The organism is Enterobacter sp. ECC-175, assembly GCF_043968675.1.
In the GTDB taxonomy this organism is placed as follows: domain Bacteria; phylum Pseudomonadota; class Gammaproteobacteria; order Enterobacterales; family Enterobacteriaceae; genus Enterobacter.
In genome coordinates, this window is the sequence record NZ_CP143776.1 from 3,764,244 (window position 1) to 3,784,768 (window position 20,525).

At 57.7% G+C, this 20,525-nt stretch carries 22 protein-coding genes; 5 read left to right on the forward strand and 17 right to left on the reverse strand.

Annotation, left to right across the window (positions count from 1 at the left end; genetic code table 11):
• The first annotated feature begins 96 nt into the window (after positions 1-96).
• The 4 genes from yfcG (at position 97) to V1599_RS17895 (ending at position 2,620) form a co-directional block, all read left to right on the forward strand.
• A complete protein-coding gene (gene yfcG / locus V1599_RS17880) occupies positions 97-726 on the forward strand; it encodes a GSH-dependent disulfide bond oxidoreductase (protein ID WP_297122205.1) in 630 nt (209 codons plus the stop codon).
• Between the two features lie 65 nt (positions 727-791).
• The gene (gene folX / locus V1599_RS17885) at positions 792-1,160 is read left to right on the forward strand and encodes a dihydroneopterin triphosphate 2'-epimerase (RefSeq protein WP_112010344.1); all 369 of its coding nucleotides are present in this window, start codon (positions 792-794) and stop codon (positions 1,158-1,160) included.
• A 12-nt stretch (positions 1,161-1,172) separates the two neighbouring features.
• Positions 1,173-2,066: a TIGR01777 family oxidoreductase gene (locus V1599_RS17890; protein WP_395300561.1), complete on the forward strand. Its 894-nt coding sequence runs from the start codon at positions 1,173-1,175 to the stop codon at positions 2,064-2,066.
• Between the two features lie 44 nt (positions 2,067-2,110).
• Positions 2,111-2,620 carry a GNAT family N-acetyltransferase gene (locus V1599_RS17895; RefSeq protein WP_395300562.1) on the forward strand — a complete coding sequence of 170 codons (510 nt, stop codon included), beginning with the start codon at positions 2,111-2,113 and terminating at the stop codon, positions 2,618-2,620.
• An 85-nt stretch (positions 2,621-2,705) separates the two neighbouring features.
• Here V1599_RS17895 and hisP read toward each other — a convergent pair whose 3' ends face one another.
• The 15 genes from hisP to pdxB form a co-directional block, all read right to left on the reverse strand.
• Positions 2,706-3,479: a histidine ABC transporter ATP-binding protein HisP gene (gene hisP, locus V1599_RS17900; protein ID WP_112010341.1), complete on the reverse strand. Its 774-nt coding sequence runs from the start codon at positions 3,477-3,479 to the stop codon at positions 2,706-2,708.
• Positions 3,480-3,487: 8 nt separating this feature from the next.
• Positions 3,488-4,204 carry an ABC transporter permease gene (locus V1599_RS17905; protein ID WP_008502590.1) on the reverse strand — a complete coding sequence of 239 codons (717 nt, stop codon included), beginning with the start codon at positions 4,202-4,204 and terminating at the stop codon, positions 3,488-3,490.
• Positions 4,201-4,887: a histidine ABC transporter permease HisQ gene (locus tag V1599_RS17910; protein WP_112010340.1), complete on the reverse strand. Its 687-nt coding sequence runs from the start codon at positions 4,885-4,887 to the stop codon at positions 4,201-4,203. The genes V1599_RS17905 and V1599_RS17910 overlap by 4 nt, the downstream gene beginning before the upstream one ends.
• Before the next feature lie 87 nt (positions 4,888-4,974).
• Positions 4,975-5,757 carry a histidine ABC transporter substrate-binding protein HisJ gene (gene hisJ, locus V1599_RS17915; RefSeq protein WP_003861421.1) on the reverse strand — a complete coding sequence of 261 codons (783 nt, stop codon included), beginning with the start codon at positions 5,755-5,757 and terminating at the stop codon, positions 4,975-4,977.
• A gap of 226 nt (positions 5,758-5,983) precedes the next feature.
• Positions 5,984-6,766, reverse strand: a complete 783-nt coding sequence (gene argT, locus V1599_RS17920; RefSeq protein WP_395300563.1) for a lysine/arginine/ornithine ABC transporter substrate-binding protein ArgT — start codon at positions 6,764-6,766, stop codon at positions 5,984-5,986.
• Between the two features lie 290 nt (positions 6,767-7,056).
• Positions 7,057-7,626, reverse strand: a complete 570-nt coding sequence (locus V1599_RS17925; RefSeq protein ID WP_395300564.1) for a UbiX family flavin prenyltransferase — start codon at positions 7,624-7,626, stop codon at positions 7,057-7,059.
• Between the two features lie 88 nt (positions 7,627-7,714).
• Complete coding sequence (purF, locus tag V1599_RS17930) at positions 7,715-9,232, reverse strand: amidophosphoribosyltransferase (protein ID WP_297122222.1); 1,518 nt, start codon at positions 9,230-9,232, stop codon at positions 7,715-7,717.
• 36 nt (positions 9,233-9,268) lie between these two features.
• Positions 9,269-9,757: a colicin V production protein gene (gene cvpA, locus V1599_RS17935; protein WP_045327894.1), complete on the reverse strand. Its 489-nt coding sequence runs from the start codon at positions 9,755-9,757 to the stop codon at positions 9,269-9,271.
• 254 nt (positions 9,758-10,011) lie between these two features.
• Positions 10,012-10,704 carry a cell division protein DedD gene (dedD, locus tag V1599_RS17940; RefSeq protein ID WP_297122227.1) on the reverse strand — a complete coding sequence of 231 codons (693 nt, stop codon included), beginning with the start codon at positions 10,702-10,704 and terminating at the stop codon, positions 10,012-10,014.
• Positions 10,694-11,962, reverse strand: coding sequence for a bifunctional tetrahydrofolate synthase/dihydrofolate synthase (folC, locus tag V1599_RS17945; protein WP_395300565.1), 1,269 nt, complete (start codon positions 11,960-11,962; stop codon positions 10,694-10,696). The genes dedD and folC overlap by 11 nt, the downstream gene beginning before the upstream one ends.
• 69 nt (positions 11,963-12,031) lie before the next feature.
• Positions 12,032-12,937, reverse strand: coding sequence for an acetyl-CoA carboxylase, carboxyltransferase subunit beta (gene accD / locus V1599_RS17950; RefSeq protein WP_112010334.1), 906 nt, complete (start codon positions 12,935-12,937; stop codon positions 12,032-12,034).
• 154 nt (positions 12,938-13,091) lie between these two features.
• Positions 13,092-13,751 carry a DedA family protein gene (locus tag V1599_RS17955; protein WP_112010333.1) on the reverse strand — a complete coding sequence of 220 codons (660 nt, stop codon included), beginning with the start codon at positions 13,749-13,751 and terminating at the stop codon, positions 13,092-13,094.
• Between the two features lie 28 nt (positions 13,752-13,779).
• On the reverse strand, positions 13,780-14,592 hold the full coding sequence (gene truA, locus V1599_RS17960; protein WP_112010332.1) for a tRNA pseudouridine(38-40) synthase TruA: 813 nt from the start codon (positions 14,590-14,592) through the stop codon (positions 13,780-13,782).
• On the reverse strand, positions 14,592-15,605 hold the full coding sequence (locus tag V1599_RS17965; protein WP_395300566.1) for an aspartate-semialdehyde dehydrogenase: 1,014 nt from the start codon (positions 15,603-15,605) through the stop codon (positions 14,592-14,594). The genes truA and V1599_RS17965 overlap by 1 nt, the downstream gene beginning before the upstream one ends.
• 67 nt (positions 15,606-15,672) lie before the next feature.
• Positions 15,673-16,809 carry a 4-phosphoerythronate dehydrogenase PdxB gene (gene pdxB / locus V1599_RS17970; protein ID WP_395300567.1) on the reverse strand — a complete coding sequence of 379 codons (1,137 nt, stop codon included), beginning with the start codon at positions 16,807-16,809 and terminating at the stop codon, positions 15,673-15,675.
• A 112-nt stretch (positions 16,810-16,921) separates the two neighbouring features.
• Between pdxB and flk the strand changes: the two genes are divergently transcribed.
• Entirely contained in the window at positions 16,922-17,926 is a 1,005-nt protein-coding gene (flk, locus tag V1599_RS17975) for a flagella biosynthesis regulator Flk (protein WP_395300568.1), read from the forward strand.
• A 72-nt stretch (positions 17,927-17,998) separates the two neighbouring features.
• On the opposite strand, the gene V1599_RS17980 is transcribed toward flk, so the two are convergent.
• Positions 17,999-19,177, reverse strand: coding sequence for an MFS transporter (locus V1599_RS17980; protein WP_112010328.1), 1,179 nt, complete (start codon positions 19,175-19,177; stop codon positions 17,999-18,001).
• A gap of 65 nt (positions 19,178-19,242) precedes the next feature.
• Positions 19,243-20,460 carry a beta-ketoacyl-ACP synthase I gene (fabB, locus tag V1599_RS17985; RefSeq protein ID WP_112010327.1) on the reverse strand — a complete coding sequence of 406 codons (1,218 nt, stop codon included), beginning with the start codon at positions 20,458-20,460 and terminating at the stop codon, positions 19,243-19,245.
• Positions 20,461-20,525 lie beyond the last annotated feature (65 nt).

Sequence of the window (20,525 nt, forward strand, 5' to 3'; positions counted from 1 at the left end):
TCTTTGCCCCGCTGTCACTTGATGAAAACTCACGACCTGCGACAAGCACCTATACTCGTGTTATGGCATCACTTTTCGCACTGACAGGAGTTGAGAATGATAGATCTCTATTATGCCCCTACCCCTAACGGCCATAAAATTACGCTCTTTCTGGAGGAAGCCGAGCTGGATTACCGCATTATCCCTGTCGATATTGGCAAGGGAGAACAGTTCGGCCCCCTGTTTTTAGCCATCTCCCCAAACAATAAAATTCCGGCCATCATCGATCACCTTCCCGCTGACGGCGGCAGGCCGCTGAGCCTGTTTGAATCCGGGGAGATCCTGCTCTATCTCGCCGAGAAAACGGGTACGCTGCTGAGCGGTGAGCTGCGCGAGCGCCACCACACGCTGCAATGGCTTTTCTGGCAGTCGAGCGGGCTGGGGCCGATGCTCGGGCAAAACCATCACTTCACCGCCTACGCCCCGCAGCCTATCCCGTATGCCATTGAGCGCTTTCAGGTTGAAACCCAGCGGCTTTATGGCGTACTTAACCGTCAGCTGGAGAAAACGCCCTGGCTGGGCGGGGAGCACTACAGCATTGCCGATATCGCCTGCTGGCCGTGGATCAATACGCACGAGCGCCACCGCATCGACCTGGCCGCCTTTCCGGCGATCAACAACTGGTTCGAGCGCATCCGCACGCGCCCGGCCACAGCGCGGGCGATGCAGAAAATACAGCAGATTTAGCGAGATGGGCGCAAATTATTTCCTCATGTATCATGGAGGAAATAATGACATGGAGAAGACCTGCAATGTCGCAGCCTGATGCAATTATTCGCATAAAAAACTTACGCTTACGGACGTTCATTGGCATTAAAGACGAAGAGATCGCCAACCGTCAGGATATCGTGATCAACGTGGCGATCCACTACCCGGCGGACAAGGCGCGCGCCAGCGAAGACATCAACGACGCGCTGAACTACCGCACCATTACCAAAAGCATCATCCGGTACGTTGAGAACAACCGTTTCTACCTGCTGGAAAAATTAACTCAGGATGTGCTCGACATCGCACGTGAACATCACTGGGTCACTTATGCTGAAGTTGAGATCGATAAACTGCACGCCCTGCGCTACGCCGACTCCGTCTCGATGACGTTAAGCTGGCAGCGCGAGGCGTAAACTGGAGGTCGTATGAAGATTTTGCTGACCGGCGGCACGGGCCTGATTGGGCGCCACCTTATTCCTCGCCTGCACGCGCTGCACCACGACATCACCGTGGTGACGCGCAGCCCGGAAAAAGCGCGTCAGGCGCTGGGGGCGGGGATCGACATCTGGAAGGGGCTGGCCGAACAGCAGAATCTTAACGGCTTCGACGCCGTCATCAACCTTGCGGGCGAGCCGATTGCCGACAAGCGCTGGACCGAGGAGCAAAAGCAACGCCTGTGCCACAGCCGGTGGAATATTACCGAAAGGCTGGTAGAGCTTATCCGCAACAGCGACGCGCCGCCGTCGGTGCTTATTTCCGGCTCAGCGGCGGGCTACTACGGCGACCTCGGCGAAGTGGTGGTGACGGAAGAAGAACCGCCGCATAACGAATTTACCCACAAGCTCTGCGCCCGCTGGGAGCAAATCGCCAGCGCCGCGCAGAGCGATAAAACGCGCGTCTGCCTGCTGCGCACCGGCGTCGTCCTCGCCCCCAAGGGAGGCATACTGGGCAAAATGCTCCCCGCGTTTAAGATGGGCCTTGGCGGCCCCATCGGTAATGGGCGTCAGTATCTTGCCTGGATACATATCGACGATATGGTGAACGGCATTATCTGGCTGCTGGATAACGACCTGCGGGGGCCGTTCAATATGGTTTCCCCCTACCCGGTGCGCAACGAACAGTTTGCCCACGCGCTCGGTCACGCCCTGCATCGTCCTGCGATTTTGCGCGTGCCGGCCACGGCGATCCGCCTGCTGATGGGCGAATCATCGGTGCTGGTGCTGGGCGGACAGCGCGCGCTGCCAAAAAGGCTGGAGGCCGCAGGATTTGCCTTTCGCTGGTATGACCTGGAAGAGGCGCTGGGGGATGTAGTGCGGTGAATATGTTACAGTGATACGCCATGTTCAGATGAAATGGCGTAACAATGGCAATCATCACCACCCCTCGACTTATCCTCGCTCCTTTCGAACCCTCTGACTGGGCGTTCTTCCGCACGCTGCGCGAAGATCGCAGCATCATGCGCTATATGGCCGCCATCGCGCCGGAAAAAGAGACCCGACGCGTGTTTGCAGCGCGCCTTACCGCCGCCCACGTCTTTGTGATCCGCCAGCGCGACGACGCCACGCCGCTCGGTGATATAGGCCTGCAGATCAGCACGGAAAATCGCGAGGAAGCGGATGTTGGCTATACGGTAGTGCCCGCCGCGCAGGGAAAAGGAATCGCCAGCGAGGCGCTGAGCGCGGTATGCGGCTACGCGTTTAGCCAGATCGGCGTGAAGGCGATTAACGCTTACGTGCTGGCGGACAACGGCGGATCGGTGCGGGTGCTGGAGAAAGCGGGCTTTGTGCGCACGCAGGTGCTGGAAAAGGCGTATGAGATAGACGGCGTGCGCTACGACGACTGGGTGTACCGGCTGGAGTGCGGTGCGTTATGATGCCCCCACCCAGCCCTCTCCCACGGGGAGAGGGAGAACACCCATCCCGCAGGCCCGGCAAGCGCAGCGCCAGCGGGCAAGAATGCTACTTCAGCGATCCTTTCAGGAACTGCTGCAGGCGCGGACTCTGCGGATTCGCTAACACCTCGTCCGGATGGCCCTGCTCCTCGATTTTTCCCTGATGCAGGAAAATGACGTGGTTTGAGACGTTGCGGGCGAAGCCCATTTCGTGCGTGACCACCACCATGGTTTTGCCCTCTTCGGCCAGCTTCTGCATGATGCGCAGCACTTCGCCGACGAGTTCCGGATCCAGCGCCGAGGTTGGCTCGTCAAACAGCAGCACTTCCGGCTCCATCGCCAGCGCGCGAGCAATAGAGACGCGCTGCTGCTGTCCGCCGGAGAGATGCACCGGGTACTTAATCTGCTGGCGCTCGTCGATGCCTACCTTCGCCAGGTATTTCACCGCGCGCTCGCGGGCTTCCTGCTTGCTTAAGCCCAGCACCTGAATCGGCGCTTCCATCACATTCTCCAGCACCGTCATATGGCTCCAGAGGTTAAAGTGCTGGAAGACCATCGTCAGACGGGTGCGCAGCAGGCGCAGCTGGTTTTTGTCCGCCACCTTCAGCTGCCCGTCTTTATCCCGCACCAGGTTAATATTCTGCCCGCTCACCACAATCGTGCCTTCGCTCGGCTTTTCGAGGAAGTTAATGCAGCGCAGGAAGGTACTTTTACCCGAACCGGACGAGCCGATAATGCTGATTACGTCCCCCGCGTTCGCCTGCAGCGAGACCCCTTTCAGCACTTCGTGTTCGCCGTAGCGTTTGTGCAAATCAATAACGTTTAATTTGTTCTCAGCCATCATAGTTCTCAGTGCGTCGAAGAAGGTTTTATGTGCTGCAACCAGCGTTTTTCCGCCTTGCGGAACAGGCTGATCAGGACGTAAGAAATGATCAGATAAAGCACCGCCGCAATGCCGAAGGCGGTAAACGGCTGATAGGTCGCGGAGTTGATATCGCGGGCGATCTTAAGCAGGTCCGGTACCGTCGCGGTAAAGGCCAGCGCGGTAGAGTGCAGCATTAAAATCACTTCATTGCTGTAGGCGGGCAGCGCGATGCGCAGCGCCGACGGCAGGATAATGCAGCGATACAGCTTCACCGACGAGAAGCCGTACGCGCGCGCCGCTTCGATCTCGCCGTACGGTACGGAGCGAATGGCACCGGCGAAAATCTCGGTGGTATAGGCGCAGGTATTTAGCGTGAGCGCCAGCACCGTACAGTTCAGGCCGCTGCGGAAGAAGGCGTTGAGCATTTCCGTGCCTTTCACAATCTCCAGCGTGTACATGCCCGAATAGAAGACCAGCAGCTGCACGTAGAGCGGCGTACCGCGAAATACGTAGGTAAACAGCCAGATGGGGAACTGGATAAATTTATTGTTCGACACGCGGCCAATCGCCAAAAACACCGCCAGAATGCCGCCCATCACCACGGAGGAGATCAGCAGCCACAGGGTGATCGCCACGCCCGTAAAGCGATAGCCGTCCGTCCACAGCAGGGATTTCCAGTATTCCTGAATAATCTCAATCACAGGTCAGCCCTCTTCACACCCACGGAGTAGCGACGTTCGAGCAGAAGCAGCACACCATTGGAGACGGTCGTAAAGACCAGATAAATTACGCCGCACACTACCGCAAAGTAGAAAGGCTCCCAGGTGCTTTTTCCGGCGAGCTGGGTGGCTTTCACCACGTCTTCCAGGCCGAGCAGAGAGACTAGCGCGGTAGCCTTGAGGATAACCTGCCAGTTGTTACCGATGCCAGGCAGCGCGTAGCGCATCATGGCCGGGAACATAATCCGGCGAAACGTCTGCGACGCGGTAAAGCCAAAGGCGGTCGCCGCTTCGATATGGCCTTTCGGCACCGCCATATAGGCACCGCGGAAGGTTTCGGTGAAGTACGCGCCGTAGATGAAGCCGAGGGTGATGATACCGGCCACCATCGGGTCGATATCGATCTGGTCCATGCCGACCGCATCCGTGACGCCGTTCAGGGCAATCTGCAGGCCGTAAAAAATCAGCAGCATCAGCACCAGATCGGGAACGCCGCGGATCAGCGTGGTATAGCCTTCAAAAATCAGCGCCAACGGTTTATTAGCCGATAGCTTCGCCCCCGCGCCTGCCAGCCCTATCAGCACCGCCAGTACCACGGAGCTGATAGCCAGCTCAAGGGTGACAAGCGCGCCTTGTAGAATAACGCCAGAAAATCCGTACAGCATACCGCGTGCCCTGTCGTGTCGTGAGTGGTAATCCGTGTCTTTTCCCCTCCCTTTAGGGGAGGGGCCGCACGTTATTTGACGGGGCGGTTAGCCGCCGTAAACGTTGAAATCAAAATACTTTTTCGCCAGCTTGTCGTATGTGCCGTCCGCGCGCATCTCTGCAAACGCCTTGTTCAGCGCTTCGCGCAGCTCGTTGTCTTCTTTACGCAGGCCCATACCGGTACCCACGCCGAAGAGCTTCTCGTCCTTAATGGACGGACCGCCAAACTTGTAGTCTTTACCGACCGGCTGTTTCAGGAAGCCTTCGCTCGCGGCGACTTCGTCCTGGAACGCGGCATCAATGCGGCCCGCCGTCAGGTCAGCGTAAATGTTTTCCTGGCCCTGATAAGAGACGATTTCAATCCCTTTCGGCGCCCAGTGCTCGTTGCCGTAGGTTTCCTGGGTGGTGCCCTGCAGGACGCCCACGCGCTTGCCTTTAAGCGATTCAAGGGTTGGCTGGATGTCAGAGGACTTCGCCACGACCAGGCGTGAATCGGCCGCATAGAGTTTGTCGGTAAAGGCAATCTCCTGCTGGCGTTTTTCGGTGATGGAAAGGGAGGACATAATGACGTCGATTTTTTTGGCTTTCAGCGACGGGATGAGCGCGTCCAGCGGGTTCTCGACGTACGTACATTGCGCTTTGATGCGTTTGCACAGCTCGTTGGCCAGATCGATATCAAAACCGACCAGCTCGCCTTTCGCATTCTTCGATTCGAACGGGGCATAAGTTGGATCGGTACCAATACGAATTTTTTGCGGAATTGCTGCAAAAGCCGCGGTGGCGCTGGAAAAAGCCAGAACCAGAGAAAGAGACAACACCAGTTTTTTCATATCTATCCTCAACAAACTGTCTTTATACGGATTTTTTACGACGACGGGGTGCTGTTAATGTGCCATTAATTCCCTCCGACAGGCAAAGGATAATGCCTTTCATCCGGAATTTTTTGCATTATTAGTGCTTAACTATGCACGCTGCGATCCAATACGGTGCACGCTTCGCACCATATTGGATCGCGTAAGCCCTCAATGCACCATAAAGGGGCATTGCGTCGAAACGTTAATCACCGTAGACGTTGAAGTCGAAATATTTTTTCGCCAGTTTGTCGTAAGTCCCGTCTTTGCGCAGTTCGGTAAAGGCTTTGTCGAAGGCCGCTTTCAGCTCCGCATCGTCTTTACGCAGGCCAATACCGGTGCCGTCACCAAAGTACTTTTTATCCTTAACTGACGAACCTGCAAAGGCGTACTCTTTGCCCGCCGGCTGCTTCAGGAAGCCTTCGCTTGCGGCCACTTCATCCTGGAACGCCGCGTCAAGGCGTCCGGCAGTGAGGTCAGAATAAATCAGATCCTGGTTCTGATAAGGCACAACGTCTACGCCCTTCTCACGCCAGTTCGCGTTGGCATAGCCTTCCTGGGTTGAGCCCTGAAGCACGCCCACGTGCTTGCCCTTCAGCGAGTCGATGGTTGGCTTAATTGGTGAACCTTTAGCCGCGATCAGGCGCGAGTCCGCCGCGTAGAGTTTGTCAGAGAAGGCGATCTCCTGCTGACGTTTTTCGGTGATGGAGAGAGAGGAGATGATGGCATCAATCTTCTTGGCCTTCAGCGACGGGATCAATGCGTCAAAGTCGCTGCCCACCCACGTGCATTTCACCTGCATACGTTTGCACATCTCATTTCCGAGATCGATATCAAACCCAACGAACTCCCCTTTTTCATCTTTAGACGAGAAAGGCGCGTAGGTCGCGTCCGTACCGATACGTACCGTCTGTGGAAGCGCTGCATAACTGCCTGCTGCCGCACTTAACCCCACGAGCAAAGACAGAGCCAGAACCGTCTTCTTCATACATTGACCCTCAAGAACCGTAATTTTATTATGGTTTGTGTTGTGTGTTGTGTTGCAGGGCTGTCTTGCAGGTCTTATGCCATATCTTCGTCGGATATAAAAACAGACGTTAAATATGTTAATAAAACGTTGCGATATTGCCTTAATGGTGAAAGATAGCAGGTCTGCCGAACGAACCGGAGAGGGATAAGGGGAAAAAACGAATTAAATGTCGAGGATATGATCGCGGTTGCAGTTTTGCCCCAAAGCGGGGCAATTTGTCTTTTCATGCACTCTGCTTGTGCAACGGATTATGCTCCCTGCCAGCGCGTGAAGAGCTCTTCCGGCAGGTCGATATCAAACTGATCCAGCACGCGGTTAACGGTCTGGTTTATCACGTCATCCAGCGTCTGAGGACGATGGTAGAACGCCGGTACCGGCGGCATAATCACCGCGCCGAGCTCGGCGGCCTGGGTCATCAAGCGCAGGTGTCCAAGATGCAGCGGCGTCTCGCGCACACACAGCACAAGCGGGCGACGCTCTTTAAGCACAACGTCCGCTGCGCGCGTCACCAGCGAGTCGGTATAGCTGTTTACGATGCCCGAGAGCGTTTTGATTGAACAAGGCAGGATCGCCATTCCGGCCGTTTTAAACGAGCCCGAGGAGATGCTGGCGGCGATATCGCGGGCATCGTGCACCACGTCGGCCAGCGCCTGAACGTCGCGCAGGGAGTAGTCGGTTTCAAGGGAGAGGGTTTGGCGCGCCGCCTGGCTCATCACCAGATGGGTTTCCACGTCTTTAACATCACGCAGCACCTGAAGCAGCCGGACGCCGTAAATCGCGCCGCTGGCACCGCTGATCCCTACAATAAGTCTTTTCATGATTTCGCCCTTGCTGATTACAGGGCTGACTGTGCAGGATTTTGTGCAGAGTTGCAAGTGAGGGCACCCGCCCTCACCTGCGCAGGCCTTAGCCTTCGTTGTGCATCTCTAAGCTTTCCAGATCGTTCTGCAGCTGGACGGCTTTCGCGTCGTCGTTGCGCAGCGAATCCAGATAGTCGAGATACTGCTGGTCAACGTCTTTGGTCACGTAAACGCCGTTAAACACCGAGCATTCAAACTGCTGAATATCCGGGTTTTCGGCGCGCACCGCGTCAATCAGATCGTTCAGATCCTGGAAAATCAGGCCGTCAGCGCCGATGATCTGGCGGATTTCGTCCACTTCGCGGCCGTGCGCAATCAGCTCGTTCGCGGTCGGCATATCGATACCGTAGACGTTCGGGAAGCGAATTTCCGGTGCCGCTGACGCGAGGTACACTTTCTTCGCCCCGGCTTCGCGCGCCATCTCGATAATCTGCTCGGAGGTGGTGCCGCGCACGATGGAGTCATCCACCAGCAGGACGTTCTTATCGCGGAATTCGGCGCGGTTGGCGTTCAGCTTGCGGCGCACGGACTTACGGCGAAGCTGCTGACCCGGCATGATGAAGGTGCGGCCAACGTAGCGGTTTTTCACGAAGCCCTGACGGTACGGTTTATCCAGAATGCGGGCAATCTCCAGCGCGATATCGCAGGAGGTTTCCGGGATAGGAATCACGACGTCGATATCCAGGTCGTCCCACTCGCGGGCAATCTTCTCGCCGAGCTTCGTGCCCATGTTCACGCGGGCGCTGTAGACGGAGATTTTGTCGATAAACGAGTCAGGGCGCGCAAAGTAGACGTATTCGAACAGGCACGGGTTGCTGACCGGGTTGTCGGCACATTGGCGGGTAAACAGCTGGCCCTTTTCAGTAATGTAGACCGCTTCGCCCGGCGCGACGTCGCGCAAAAATTCAAAGCCGAGGGTATCCAGCGCCACGCTTTCAGAGGCAACCATGTACTCCGTGCGCCCGTCGCCAAGATCGCGCTTGCCGAGCACCAAAGGACGAATACCGTTCGGATCGCGGAAAGCGACCATGCCGTGGCCGATAATCATCGCCACGCAGGCGTAGGCGCCGCGGATTTGACGATTGGTTGCGGCAACCGCAGCAAAAATGTTGTCGGCTTCCAGCGGATAGTGGCGGAAGTTATCCAGCTCGCTGGCGAAGATATTGAGCAGGATTTCAGAATCAGAGGTGGTGTTAATGTGGCGACGTTTCTCTTCGAACAGCTTTCTGCGCAGCTCGTGGGCGTTGGTCAGGTTGCCATTGTGGGCAAGCGTGATGCCATACGGAGAGTTGACGTAGAAAGGCTGAGCCTCAGAGGCGCTGGAGCTGCCAGCAGTAGGATAACGAACGTGACCGATCCCCATATTACCTTGCAGACGCTGCATATGGCGGGCTTCAAACACATCGTTTACCAGGCCGTTCGCCTTACGTAAACGGAAGCAGTTGTTTGCATCAATGGTGATGATACCCGCAGCATCCTGCCCTCGGTGCTGAAGCACCGATAACGCGTCATAAATCGACTGGTTAACCGGCATGAAACCGGCGATACCGACAATACCGCACATTCGTCTTTTCCTCGTTAAGCCACATCTCAGAGCGCATTACGCTCTGGGCAAGAAACTCGACGAGCTTTGCAGATAGTCAAAGAACCACCTGATGATGAAGCTGAACTCTGGAATGAGCTGCGATTTTTGCCAGTCTTCACTTTTTGAGAAACCGGTAAAGGTATCAAGGAAGAACAGTATCGCGGCTACAATCAGCACGCCTCGCAGCGCTCCAAAACAGATCCCGAGTACCCTGTCCGTTCCTGACAGACCGGTTTTCTCGACCAGCTGACCTATCACGAAATTCACGATAGCGCCGACTATCAGCGTTGCGATAAACAGCACCGCGATAGCAATTCCATTTCGGACCAGTTCATCTTCAAAGCCCGTGAACCAGACAGACAGGTAAGTGTAGTAATGACTGGCAACAAAGAAAGCACAACCCCATGTCACCAGCGATAACGCTTCACGTACAAAGCCACGGATCAGGCTTACCAGACAGGAAAAACCAATCACCGCAATGATGGCGTAATCAATCCAGACCATATATGTCCCACGATTTTACGCCCTGTCATCCAGTTCGGGGCGCATTCTAACAGAAAAAGAAAACGTTTGCGTAGGGATTTCCTTCCCACGCGTAAATAAAAAAGGCGCTGAAAAAATGCTCAACGCCCCTCACCCTAACCCTCTCCCCAGAGGGGAGAGGGAACTGTACGATGCAGTATGTTACACACGCGCTCGGTGCGATTTTCACCCTCTCCCCTTTGGGGAGAGGGCCGGGGTGAGGGGAAGAGATCTTATTAGTTCGCGCTGTAGTTCATCACCACGCCGCTCAGGCCGGAGATCTGCTTCAGCTCGCCCAGCGAGCCTTTCAGCTTATCTTTCGATGCCTCAGGCCCCACCAGAATGCGGGTGATTTTACCCTGCACAGGCGTCGAAGGTGAAGTGTAAACGCGGTATCCCGCGCTGCGAAGCTTGCCGACCAGCTCGTTGACCTTGTCGGCGTTCTTCAGCGCGCCAAGCTGCACGACGTAGGCTTTGCCCGTCGGCGCGGCGTCCTGCTGAGCCGGTTTTGCAGGCGGCGTCTCGGACGCCGCTGCAAGCCGCTCGGCCGTATTATCACGCTGCGGTTTCGGCTGAGGCTTCTCTACCGGCTTCGGTTTTTCAACCGGCTTATACTGTTCAACCGGAACCGGATCGATATCGTTACTGCTGCTCGCTGCCAGGCGCGACGGATCGAGCGACGGCGCGGCGGCATCGCCCGCGCGTACCTCTTCCGCAGCCCCTTCCGGCGGCTGTGCAGGAAGCGCCTGCGTTGCGGCCGGAAGCATATCGGGCTCGTCGCGATCCCCCGGCTTTGGCACCAGCGGAATGGCCGCAAACTCGTCCTGATAATGCTTTTTCTGCCCGTCGAGCAGCCCCGGGAGGATAATCACCCCCAGCGCCACCAGGACAATCGTGCCTGTTAAACGGTTCTGAAACTTACTTGCCACCGGTTCTCCCCGCCTCCATCACTTCCATGACATGTGCCACGGTGTGGAACGACCCACACACCAGCACGGTATCTTCTGGTTTCGCATCCGCCATCGCGGCACGCCACGCCTGGGCCACGCTCTCAAAGATAGCGCCTTTACCGAGATGTTCCATCAGCTGTTCTGCCGTGGCGCCGCGCGGCCCCTCCAGAGGAGCACAATACCAGCTATCGACCACACTCTCTATGCAGGCCAGCGTGCCGCCAATGTCTTTATCATGAAGCATACCGATAACCGCCAGCACGCGCCCGGTTTTTGGCAGTGATTTGAGACGTCCCGCGAGATAGGCCGCCGCGTGCGGGTTGTGCGCGACGTCGAGAATGAGCCGCGGTGATTCGCTCACCGTCTGGAAACGGCCCGGCAGGAGCGCATTTTGAATGCCTTCATGAATGGCCTGCTCGCTGACCTTTAATCCGCTTGCGCGCAGCGCCGCCAGCGCGGTGGCTGCGTTAGGCTGAGGAACCTGCGGCAGCGGCAGGTTTTCCAGCACGCCCTGCGCATCGCTGAAACGCCACCCGCTGTCCTGAACCTCAAACTGCCAGTCAACGTCGCGGCGCAGCAGCCGCGCGCCCTTTTTGAGGGCCACGTCGGCAATGGTATACGGCATATCCGGCTCGCCGACCACGGCAGGCTTACCGACGCGGAAGATCCCCGCCTTCTCGCGGCCAATGCTTTCACGGTCCGGCCCAAGCCAGTCGGTGTGGTCAAGCGCAATGCTGGTCACCACGGCCACGTCCGCATCCACCATATTGGTGGCATCCAGACGCCCGCCCAGGCCCACTTCCAGAATCACCACGTCCAGCTGCGCCTGCTTAAACAGCCACAGCGCGGAAAGGGTACCGTACTCAAAGTAGGTTAACGAGATGTCACCGCGCGCGGCTTCGATTTCAGCAAACGACGCCGTATGCGCCGACTCCGCCAGCTCGGCGTTCTGCACGCGCACGCGCTCGGTATAGCGTACCAGGTGCGGAGAACTGTAAACCCCGACCCTGTAGCCTGCCGCCATGAGCATGGATTCCAGCGTGCGGCAGGTGGTGCCTTTGCCGTTAGTGCCCGCGACGGTGAAGACGAATGGCGCAGGCTTCAGCACGTCCAGACGCGCGGCGACCTGGCTGACGCGCTCAAGCCCCATGTCGATGGTTTTACTGTGCAGGTTTTCCAGATAAGAAAGCCACGCGGCCAGGGGCGACGTGGCTTGTGGAATGCTTTTATTTTCCATAATGCCCGGCTGTCATTAACGGTTAGAAAGCAAAAGGGCAGCGCCAACCGGCCCTGCCCTTTTCAGTTATCAGGCCTCGGGTTCCTGATGCGGTACAACCACGCCTTCACGCGGCTCATCAGGCTGAGGCGACGGCAGATTCATCAGCTTCGCCAGGATGCTTGCCAGCTTCAGGCGCATTTCCGGGCGGCGAACGATCATGTCGATAGCGCCTTTTTCAATGAGGAACTCACTGCGCTGGAAGCCCGGCGGCAGTTTTTCACGTACGGTCTGTTCGATAACGCGAGGACCGGCAAAGCCAATCAGCGCTTTCGGCTCAGCGACGTTCAGATCGCCCAGCATCGCGAAGCTTGCAGAAACGCCGCCCATGGTTGGGTCGGTCAGTACGGAAATGTACGGCAGACCGCGCTCCTGCATTTTCGCCAGCGCAGCAGAGGTTTTCGCCATCTGCATCAGGGACATCAGCGCTTCCTGCATACGCGCGCCGCCGGAGGCGGAGAAGCAGATCAGCGGGCAGTTGTCTTCCAGCGCCTGCTCAACGGCACGCACGAAACGCGCACCGACTACGGAGCCCATCGAGCCGCCCATAAAGGAGAACTCGAATGCCGCGGCGACCACCGGCATCTCGTGCAGGGTGCCTTTCATGACGACCAGAGCGTCTTTCTCGCCGGTCTCTTTCTGAGCAGAGGCCAGACGATCTTTGTATTTTTTGGAGTCGCGGAACTTCAGCACGTCTTTTGGCTCAAGCTCGCTGCCCAGTTCTACCAGAGAACCTTCGTCCAGCAGGCTATGCAGGCGGTTGCGCGCCGACATACGCATATGGTGGTCACACTTCGGACACACCTCAAGATTGCGCTCCAGCTCTGCGCGATACAGAACCTGGCCGCAGCTATCACACTTCGTCCATACCCCTTCAGGAATGCTCGCTTTACGCGTTGGGGTAATGTTGCTTTTAATTCGTTCAATCCAGCTCATTGATAACCTTTCTGCCTGAACCTGGTCGTATGCCAGTTTTGCTGTAAGAGGCGAATAATGCCATTTTTGCCTCCAACAGACCATGAATGTTGCACATTAAAACATAACAGCCCGAAACTTTGGATAAAAAAGTGGTCGAACCGCCAGCGCGCATTTACTTCGCTTGTTTTGCTGCCGCGCGCCTGTGACGAATAATTTCGATAACGCCAGGCAGTACGGAAAGCACAATAATCGCTACAATCAGTAACTTAAGGTTTTCCTGAACCACCGGCAAGTCGCCAAACAGGTAGCCTGCATAGGTAAACAACAGCACCCACAGCAGCGCGCCCACGACGTTATACATCGCAAAATGACGATAGGACATGTGCCCCATTCCCGCCACAAACGGTGCAAATGTACGCACAATAGGCACAAAGCGCGCAAGGATAATGGTTTTTCCGCCATGACGTTCATAAAACGCATGGGTTTTATCTAAATAGCTGCGACGGAAAATTTTCGAATCCGGATTACTGAACAAACGCTCACCGAACACCCGGCCAATGGTATAGTTGACGGCATCGCCGATAATCGCGGCAATCACCATCAACACCACCATCAGATGCACGTTCAAATCATTGGTCGGTAGTGCCGATAACGCACCCGCCACAAACAGCAAGGAGTCCCCCGGCAGGAATGGGGTAACGACCAGACCGGTTTCACAGAACAGAATGAGGAACAGAATAGCGTAAACCCAGACGCCGTACTGCGCGACCAGTTCCGCCAGGTGAACATCAATATGCAGAATGAAATCAATCAGAAAACGTATTACGTCCATATTGTTTAAGCCTTAATTGCACCGTTGTTTAGTCCGCTAAAAACAGCGGGCCCATTGGCGGTTTTGGCAGGTCAAACCGTTCCGGATAGTCAACCGCAACCAGATACAGTCCTTCTGCTTTCGCCGTGGCTGCCGCAAGCGTTCTGTCCTTCGCCGCCAGCAGGTCTGCAATCCAGCTCTCCGGCTGGTGTCCGGCACCCACTTCCATCAGGCTGCCTACAATATTCCGCACCATATGATGTACAAAGGCATTGGCTTTGATATCCACCACCACATACGCGCCAAAACGACTGACGTTTATGTGCATAACGTTACGCCACGGCGTGCGGGACTGGCACTGCACCGCACGAAACGACGTAAAGTCATTCTCTCCAATCAGACACTGCGCCGCGCGCTGCATGCGTTCTGCATCCAGCGGCTCGTAGAAGTGCGTCACGCCCTGCCCGAGGATCGCCGGGCGAAGGCGCTGGTTATAGATGATATAGCGGTAACGGCGCGCGGTGGCGCTAAAGCGCGCGTGAAAATCATCGGGCACATCTTTCACCCAACGCACCGCGATGTCACCAGGCAAATTCGCATTTACGCCCAGCGTCCACGCGGCGTCCTTGCGAACGGCTGTGGTTTCAAAATGCACCACCTGCCCCGTCCCGTGAACGCCAGCGTCCGTGCGCCCGGCGCAGAAGACGCTTATGGGTTCGTTCGCCACCTGAGTGAGCGCTTTTTCCAGCTTTTCCTGGACGCTGCGCACCTCGTTCTGACGCTGCCAGCCATAATACTTACTGCCATCGTACTCAATGCCGAGGGCAATTTTATGGACCGGCTTTAATTGCACCTCGGACATCAGTACAAATACTCCTGCACCAGCCTCTCGGCAATTTTGACGGCCATCAGCGCGCCGCCAAAGCGAACGTTATCGGCAACCGACCAGAACTGAACCTGCTCCGGCATGCCGTAGTCGTTACGCACGCAGCCAACGGAGAGGTGCGCGCTGCCGGTTGCATCGCCAACCTGCGTCGGGAACTCGCTCTCTTCAGAGAGCACGATGTCTTCGCCGCGGCCAAACGCATCGCGCGCCTCTTCTGCGGCCAGCGGTCGCAGGGCCTCAAAGCCCACCATCTGCGCGTGACCATAAAACACCGGAGACTGTACGCAGTTAGCGGAAATCATCAGGCCGTCATCCTGCATGATCTTGCGCGCTTCATCGACAATCCGACGCTCTTCACGCACGGAGCCTTCGCGGTCGGGCAGCAGCGGCAGCATGTTGAACGCCAGCTGGCGGCCAAAGAAATCGTCTTCGTCAATCGGAATGCCGTTGAGCAGCTTCGCGCTCTGCCCTGCCAGCGCGTCAACGGCCTTTTTGCCGTTCGCGGACGCGGACAGCAGGCTGGTAACGGTGATGCGCGACAGGCCTCCGTCGTCGATCAGCGGCTTCAGGGCGGTCAGAAGCTGGCTGGTGAGGCTGTTCGGTACGGCAATGATATTGCGGTTGCGGTAGTCGGCCAGCACGAACGGGTTGACGTCAGGCACCACCAGCGGAACGTCCGGCTCCAGGGAGAACAGGCCACTCAGGTCGATGACCAGACAGCCCGCGTTGGTGGCCTCTTCAACATAGGACGCGGTGGCTTCAGCGCCCGCCGCAAAGAACGCCAGCTGCGCCTGCGTCCAGTCGAACTCGGCCGCATCCTGAACCATGACGGATTTGCCCGCAAAACGCAGGTGTTCACCCGCGCTGTCGGTGCGCGCCAGCGCGTAAATCTCGCCCACCGGGAACTGACGCTCGGCAAGGGTTTCGAGCAGGGCTTCACCCACGGCGCCCGTGGCACCTAAAATGGCAATGTTCCAGCCTTCAGACATGGTGGTTTACTCCAGAAATAAAAAGGCGTCCCTGTCGGAGTATCCAACAGGGAGCGTTAAGAAGACATTAACGTGCCGGATGATGAACGGCGTTAAACCCCAGCTTGTGCAGCAGCGTCGCTGTCGTTGCGTCATCGCACATCACATACAGGGAAGACCATTCGCGGCGTTCAAGATAGTGCTTACGCAGCTTATCAAACTCACCCGGAATACCCGCCGCTTTACGCAGCAGCGCGTCATCGCGGCGCACATCATACACCAAATGTACCAGCCTTTTCAGCGTTGCCTGATCGAGCGGCCCGTGCAGGGTTATGCGGCCAAACTCGGGGGCCGGCAGCAGGGTGTCGAGCGCAACCTGCTGCGGGTGGCCGATAAACGCGCTATAGGCTTCAAAGACCTGGGTGGTGCCGCGCGCTTTGCCTTCCAGGGTATAACCAGCGATATGCGCCGTACCAACATCAACCCTCTCAAGCAGCACGACGTTCAGATCCGGCTCCGGCTCCCACACGTCCAGCACCACGCTCAGATCTTGCCCCGCTTCCAGACATTTCAGCAGCGCGGCGTTATCCACCACCGGGCCGCGGCAGGCGTTGATTAAAATCGTGCCGGGCTTCAGGCGGCGGATCAGCGCTTCATCGGCAAGATGAAGTGACTTATAGGGGCCATCCTTAAACAGCGGCGTGTGGAAGGTCAGGACATCGCACTGCGCGACCAGCTCGTCCAGCGTGCGGAAATCACCCGCGTCGCCATTATCCTTGCGCGGCGGATCGCACAGCAGCGTGCGGATCCCCAGGGCTTCAAGACGTTTTTGCAGACGTCCGCCCACGTTGCCGACGCCGACGATACCGACCGTGCGGTCTTTAAGCGCAAACCCGTCGCGCTCGGCCAGCATCAGCAGAGAGGAAAAGACATATTCCACAACGGCAATCGCGTTACAGCCCGGGGCGGCCGAGAAGCCAATACCCGCCTGCTCGAGCCATTTATCATCCACATGATCGGTCCCGGCCGTGGCGGTGCCGACAAACTTGATCGCTTTACCGGCGAGCAGCGCCTCATTTACCCTGGTCACCGAGCGCACCATCAGCGCGTCTGCATCGTCAAGTTCACTAACCGGAATCGGGCGACCGGGGACAGCCTTCACCTCACCCAGGCGGCTAAACAGCTCGCGGGCGTAAGGCATATTTTCATCAACGAGGATTTTCACGTCTGAGTACCTGTTTGAGAGGAAGTAAACCTGCCAAGTGTGCCATAATCTCGCAGCCAGGCATATCACTAAGCCGGGTTTACGCCGAGTATGACTTTAAGGATTTTTGACGATGCAGCCCATTTCAGGTACGCCGCCTCGCCCTCCGGGTGAAGGCTCCGTAACGCCCAACGTCGCAGGTGACCAGCCGCTCTCCACGCAGCAGCGCACCGTGCTCGAGCGACTGATCACCCGCCTGATCGCCCTGACCTCACAGCAAAATGCGGAAGTCTGGGCCGGAATGAAGCATGACCTGGGGCTCCGGAACGATGCGCCCCTGCAGTCGCGCCACTTCCCTGCAGCCGAGCAAAACCTGAATCAGCGTCTGAGTACGGCGCAGCTTAACCATAACACGCGCCAGATTATGTCCCAGCTGACCGAGCTGCTAGGCCAGGGGAATAACCGCCAGGCCGTGAGCGATTTTATTCGCCAGCAGTTTGGCCAAACCGCGCTAAGCCAGCTGACCCCTGAACAGCTGAAAACCGTACTGACCCTGCTACAAAGCAACCAGCTTTCGATTCCTCAGCCGCAGCAGCGCCCGGCCACGGAGCGCCCGCTGCAGCCGGCGGAACATAACACGCTAAACCAGATGGTGAGCAAGCTTGCCGCCGCCACAGGCGAGTCAACAAAGCTTATCTGGCAATCCATGCTGGAGCTGTCCGGCGTGAAGGCGGGAGAATTAATTCCGGCGAAACAGTTTACTCATCTGGTCACCTGGCTACAGGCGCGCCAGACGCTTAGCGCGCAGAGCGCCCCAACGCTGAACACGCTCCAGGCCGCGCTCAAGCAGCCGCTGGAGCCGCGCGAGTTCGACGCCATTCGCGATTATGCCCAGCAGACATGGCAGGTTACCCCTCAGTCGGTGCTGACCACCTCGCAGGTGCAGGATCTGCTCAACCAGATTTTTGTTCGCCGCGCCGAGCGCGAAGCGGGCGTGCCGGAGCCACGCAACATTCAGCCGATATACAGCCCGCTGTTCGCGCCGATCGTGGAAACGGTCAAAAATATGTCGGCCCGCCCGGGGCTGATGTTTATTGCGCTGATGATTGCGCTCGCGATTTTCTGGCTGGTGGCTTAACAACCGCCGGGCGGCTGCGCCTTACCCGGCCTGCGATGGCACGGTAAGCGCAGCGCCACCGGTCAACAAGGGCTACGCCCGGCGAAACGCCACCAGCGTTACCACGATCCCGACTACCGCAGAAACCGCCCCCGCCAGGAATACCGACGGATAGCCAAACGACGTGGCTAATAGCCCCGCCAGCGGCCCGGTCACGCCGTAGGAGATATCCTGAAACGCCGCGTAACCGCCGAGCGCCGTGCCGCGCACCTGCGGGGCAACGCGCTTCACCACCTCAACGCCCAGCGCCGGGAAGATCAGGGAACAGCCGCAGCCGGTTAGCGCCGCGCCCAGCAGCGCAACGGACGCTACGGGTGCCTGCCAGAGCAGCACCAGCCCGATAGTTTCGATGACCAGCGATGCCACCGCCACCTTCACGCCGCCAAAGCGATCTGGCATCCAGCCGAACAGGACGCGCATCAGCACAAACGCGCCGCCAAAGGCCGTGAGCGTAAAGCCGGCCATGGCCCATCCCCGGCTCATGAAGTACAGCGAGACAAACGTGCCGATGACCGCAAACCCGACGCCCTGCAGCGCCAGGCCAAGCCCCGGCTGCCAGATCTGTCCGACGACGCTCCAGAGGGAGGGACGTTCACCCTTGTGCGCAGGCACTTTACGCACCGTGCCGTTAAACGCCCAGGCCACCAGCGGCAGCACCATGGTCGTTCCCGCGAGCGCGGCGAAGCCAAACTGGCTGTGGATCAGCAGCCCAAGCGGCGCACCGGCCGCCAGCGCGCCGTAAATCGCCATCCCGTTCCACGACATCACTTTGCCCGAACGGGACGGGCCCACCAGCCCCATGCCCCACGTCAGCGTGCCGGTCAGCAGCTGGCTTTCGCCAAAGCCGAGGATCAGGCGCCCAACCACCAGCAGCGCAAATTTGTACATTGGCTCGACGGGAAGCAGTGCCGCGAGCAGCCACGCACCGCCCGCCAGCCCGCAGGCAAACATCCCCTGCAGCGCCGAGCGCTTCGCGCCGTGCTGATCCGCCAGGCGTCCGGCGTAGCCGCGGGTCAAGACGGTGGCTAAAAATTGAATGCCCACGGCAATGCCGACCATCGTGTTGCCATAGCCAAGCTCCTGGTGCACGAAAAGCGGAATAACCGGCAGCGGCAGGCCCACGGTCATGTAGGTCAGGAACACCGCGAAAGCGATGCGAAACAGCGAAACATTCGCAGAGGATGCCTTCTCTGCAGGGGTAACAACCGTCATGCGTAGCTCCGAATAAGCATAAAAAAGGGAGCCCTCAGGCTCCCTTCTACTATACATTCAAAAACTTATGCTTTCAGCTTGCGCATCACCAGCGTGGCGTTAGTGCCGCCGAAGCCGAAGCTGTTGGACATCACGGTGGTCAGCGTCGCTTCCGTTGGTTTAGTCACGATGTTCAGGCCAGCCGCCTGCTCGTCCATCTCGTCGATGTTGATGCTTGGGGCGATAAAGCCGTTTTCCAGCATCAGCAGGGAGTAGATCGCTTCCTGAACGCCAGCCGCGCCCAGAGAGTGGCCGGTCATCGCTTTGGTCGCGGAGATAGCCGGGCTGTTGTCGCCGAACACTTCGCGGATCGCACCCAGCTCTTTCACGTCGCCTACCGGAGTAGAAGTGCCGTGGGAGTTCAGGTAGTCGATTGGCGTGTCAACGCCGTGCATCGCCATCTTCATGCAGCGCACCGCGCCTTCGCCGGATGGTGCAACCATGTCTGCGCCGTCGGAAGTCGCGCCGTAGCCGACGATTTCAGCGTAGATGTGCGCACCGCGCGCCAGAGCATGCTCCAGCTCTTCAACCACAACCATACCGCCGCCGCCTGCGATGATGAAACCATCGCGGTGCGCGTCATAGGTACGGGAGGCTTTTTCAGGCGTTTCGTTGTACTTGGTGGACAACGCGCCCATTGCGTCGAACTCACAGGCCATTTCCCAGCCCAGCTCTTCGCCGCCGCCAGCAAATACGATGTCCTGTTTGCCCAGCTGGATCTGCTCTACCGCATTACCAATGCAGTGTGCGGACGTCGCGCAGGCAGAGCTGATGGAGTAGTTTACGCCGTGAATTTTGAACGGGGTTGCCAGGCAGGCAGACACCGCAGAACCCATCGCTTTGGTCACAACGTAAGGACCAACGGCTTTCAGGCCGCGCGGGCTGCGCATCGCGTCAGCACCGAATACCTGTGCTTTAGACGAACCGCCGGAACCGGCAATCAGGCCAACGCGCGGGTTGTTCTGATACGTCTCTTCGCTCAGGCCGGAATCTTTGATCGCTTCCTGCATTGAAAGATAGGCGTAGATAGAGGCATCGTTCATGAAACGAACCACTTTACGGTCAATCAAACCGGTGGTGTCCAGTTTGACGTTACCCCATACGTGGCTACGCATTCCAGAATCTTTAAACTCTTCAGAGAAAGTGATCCCGGAGCGTCCTTCACGCAGAGATGCCAGGACTTCCTGCTGGTTATTACCGATGCTGGAAACGATGCCCAGGCCAGTAATCACTGCACGTTTCATTCAATACCTCTGTCAGTCGCACTATAGTAAGTTTCGAGTCGCACAATAGCGTACACTTGTACGCC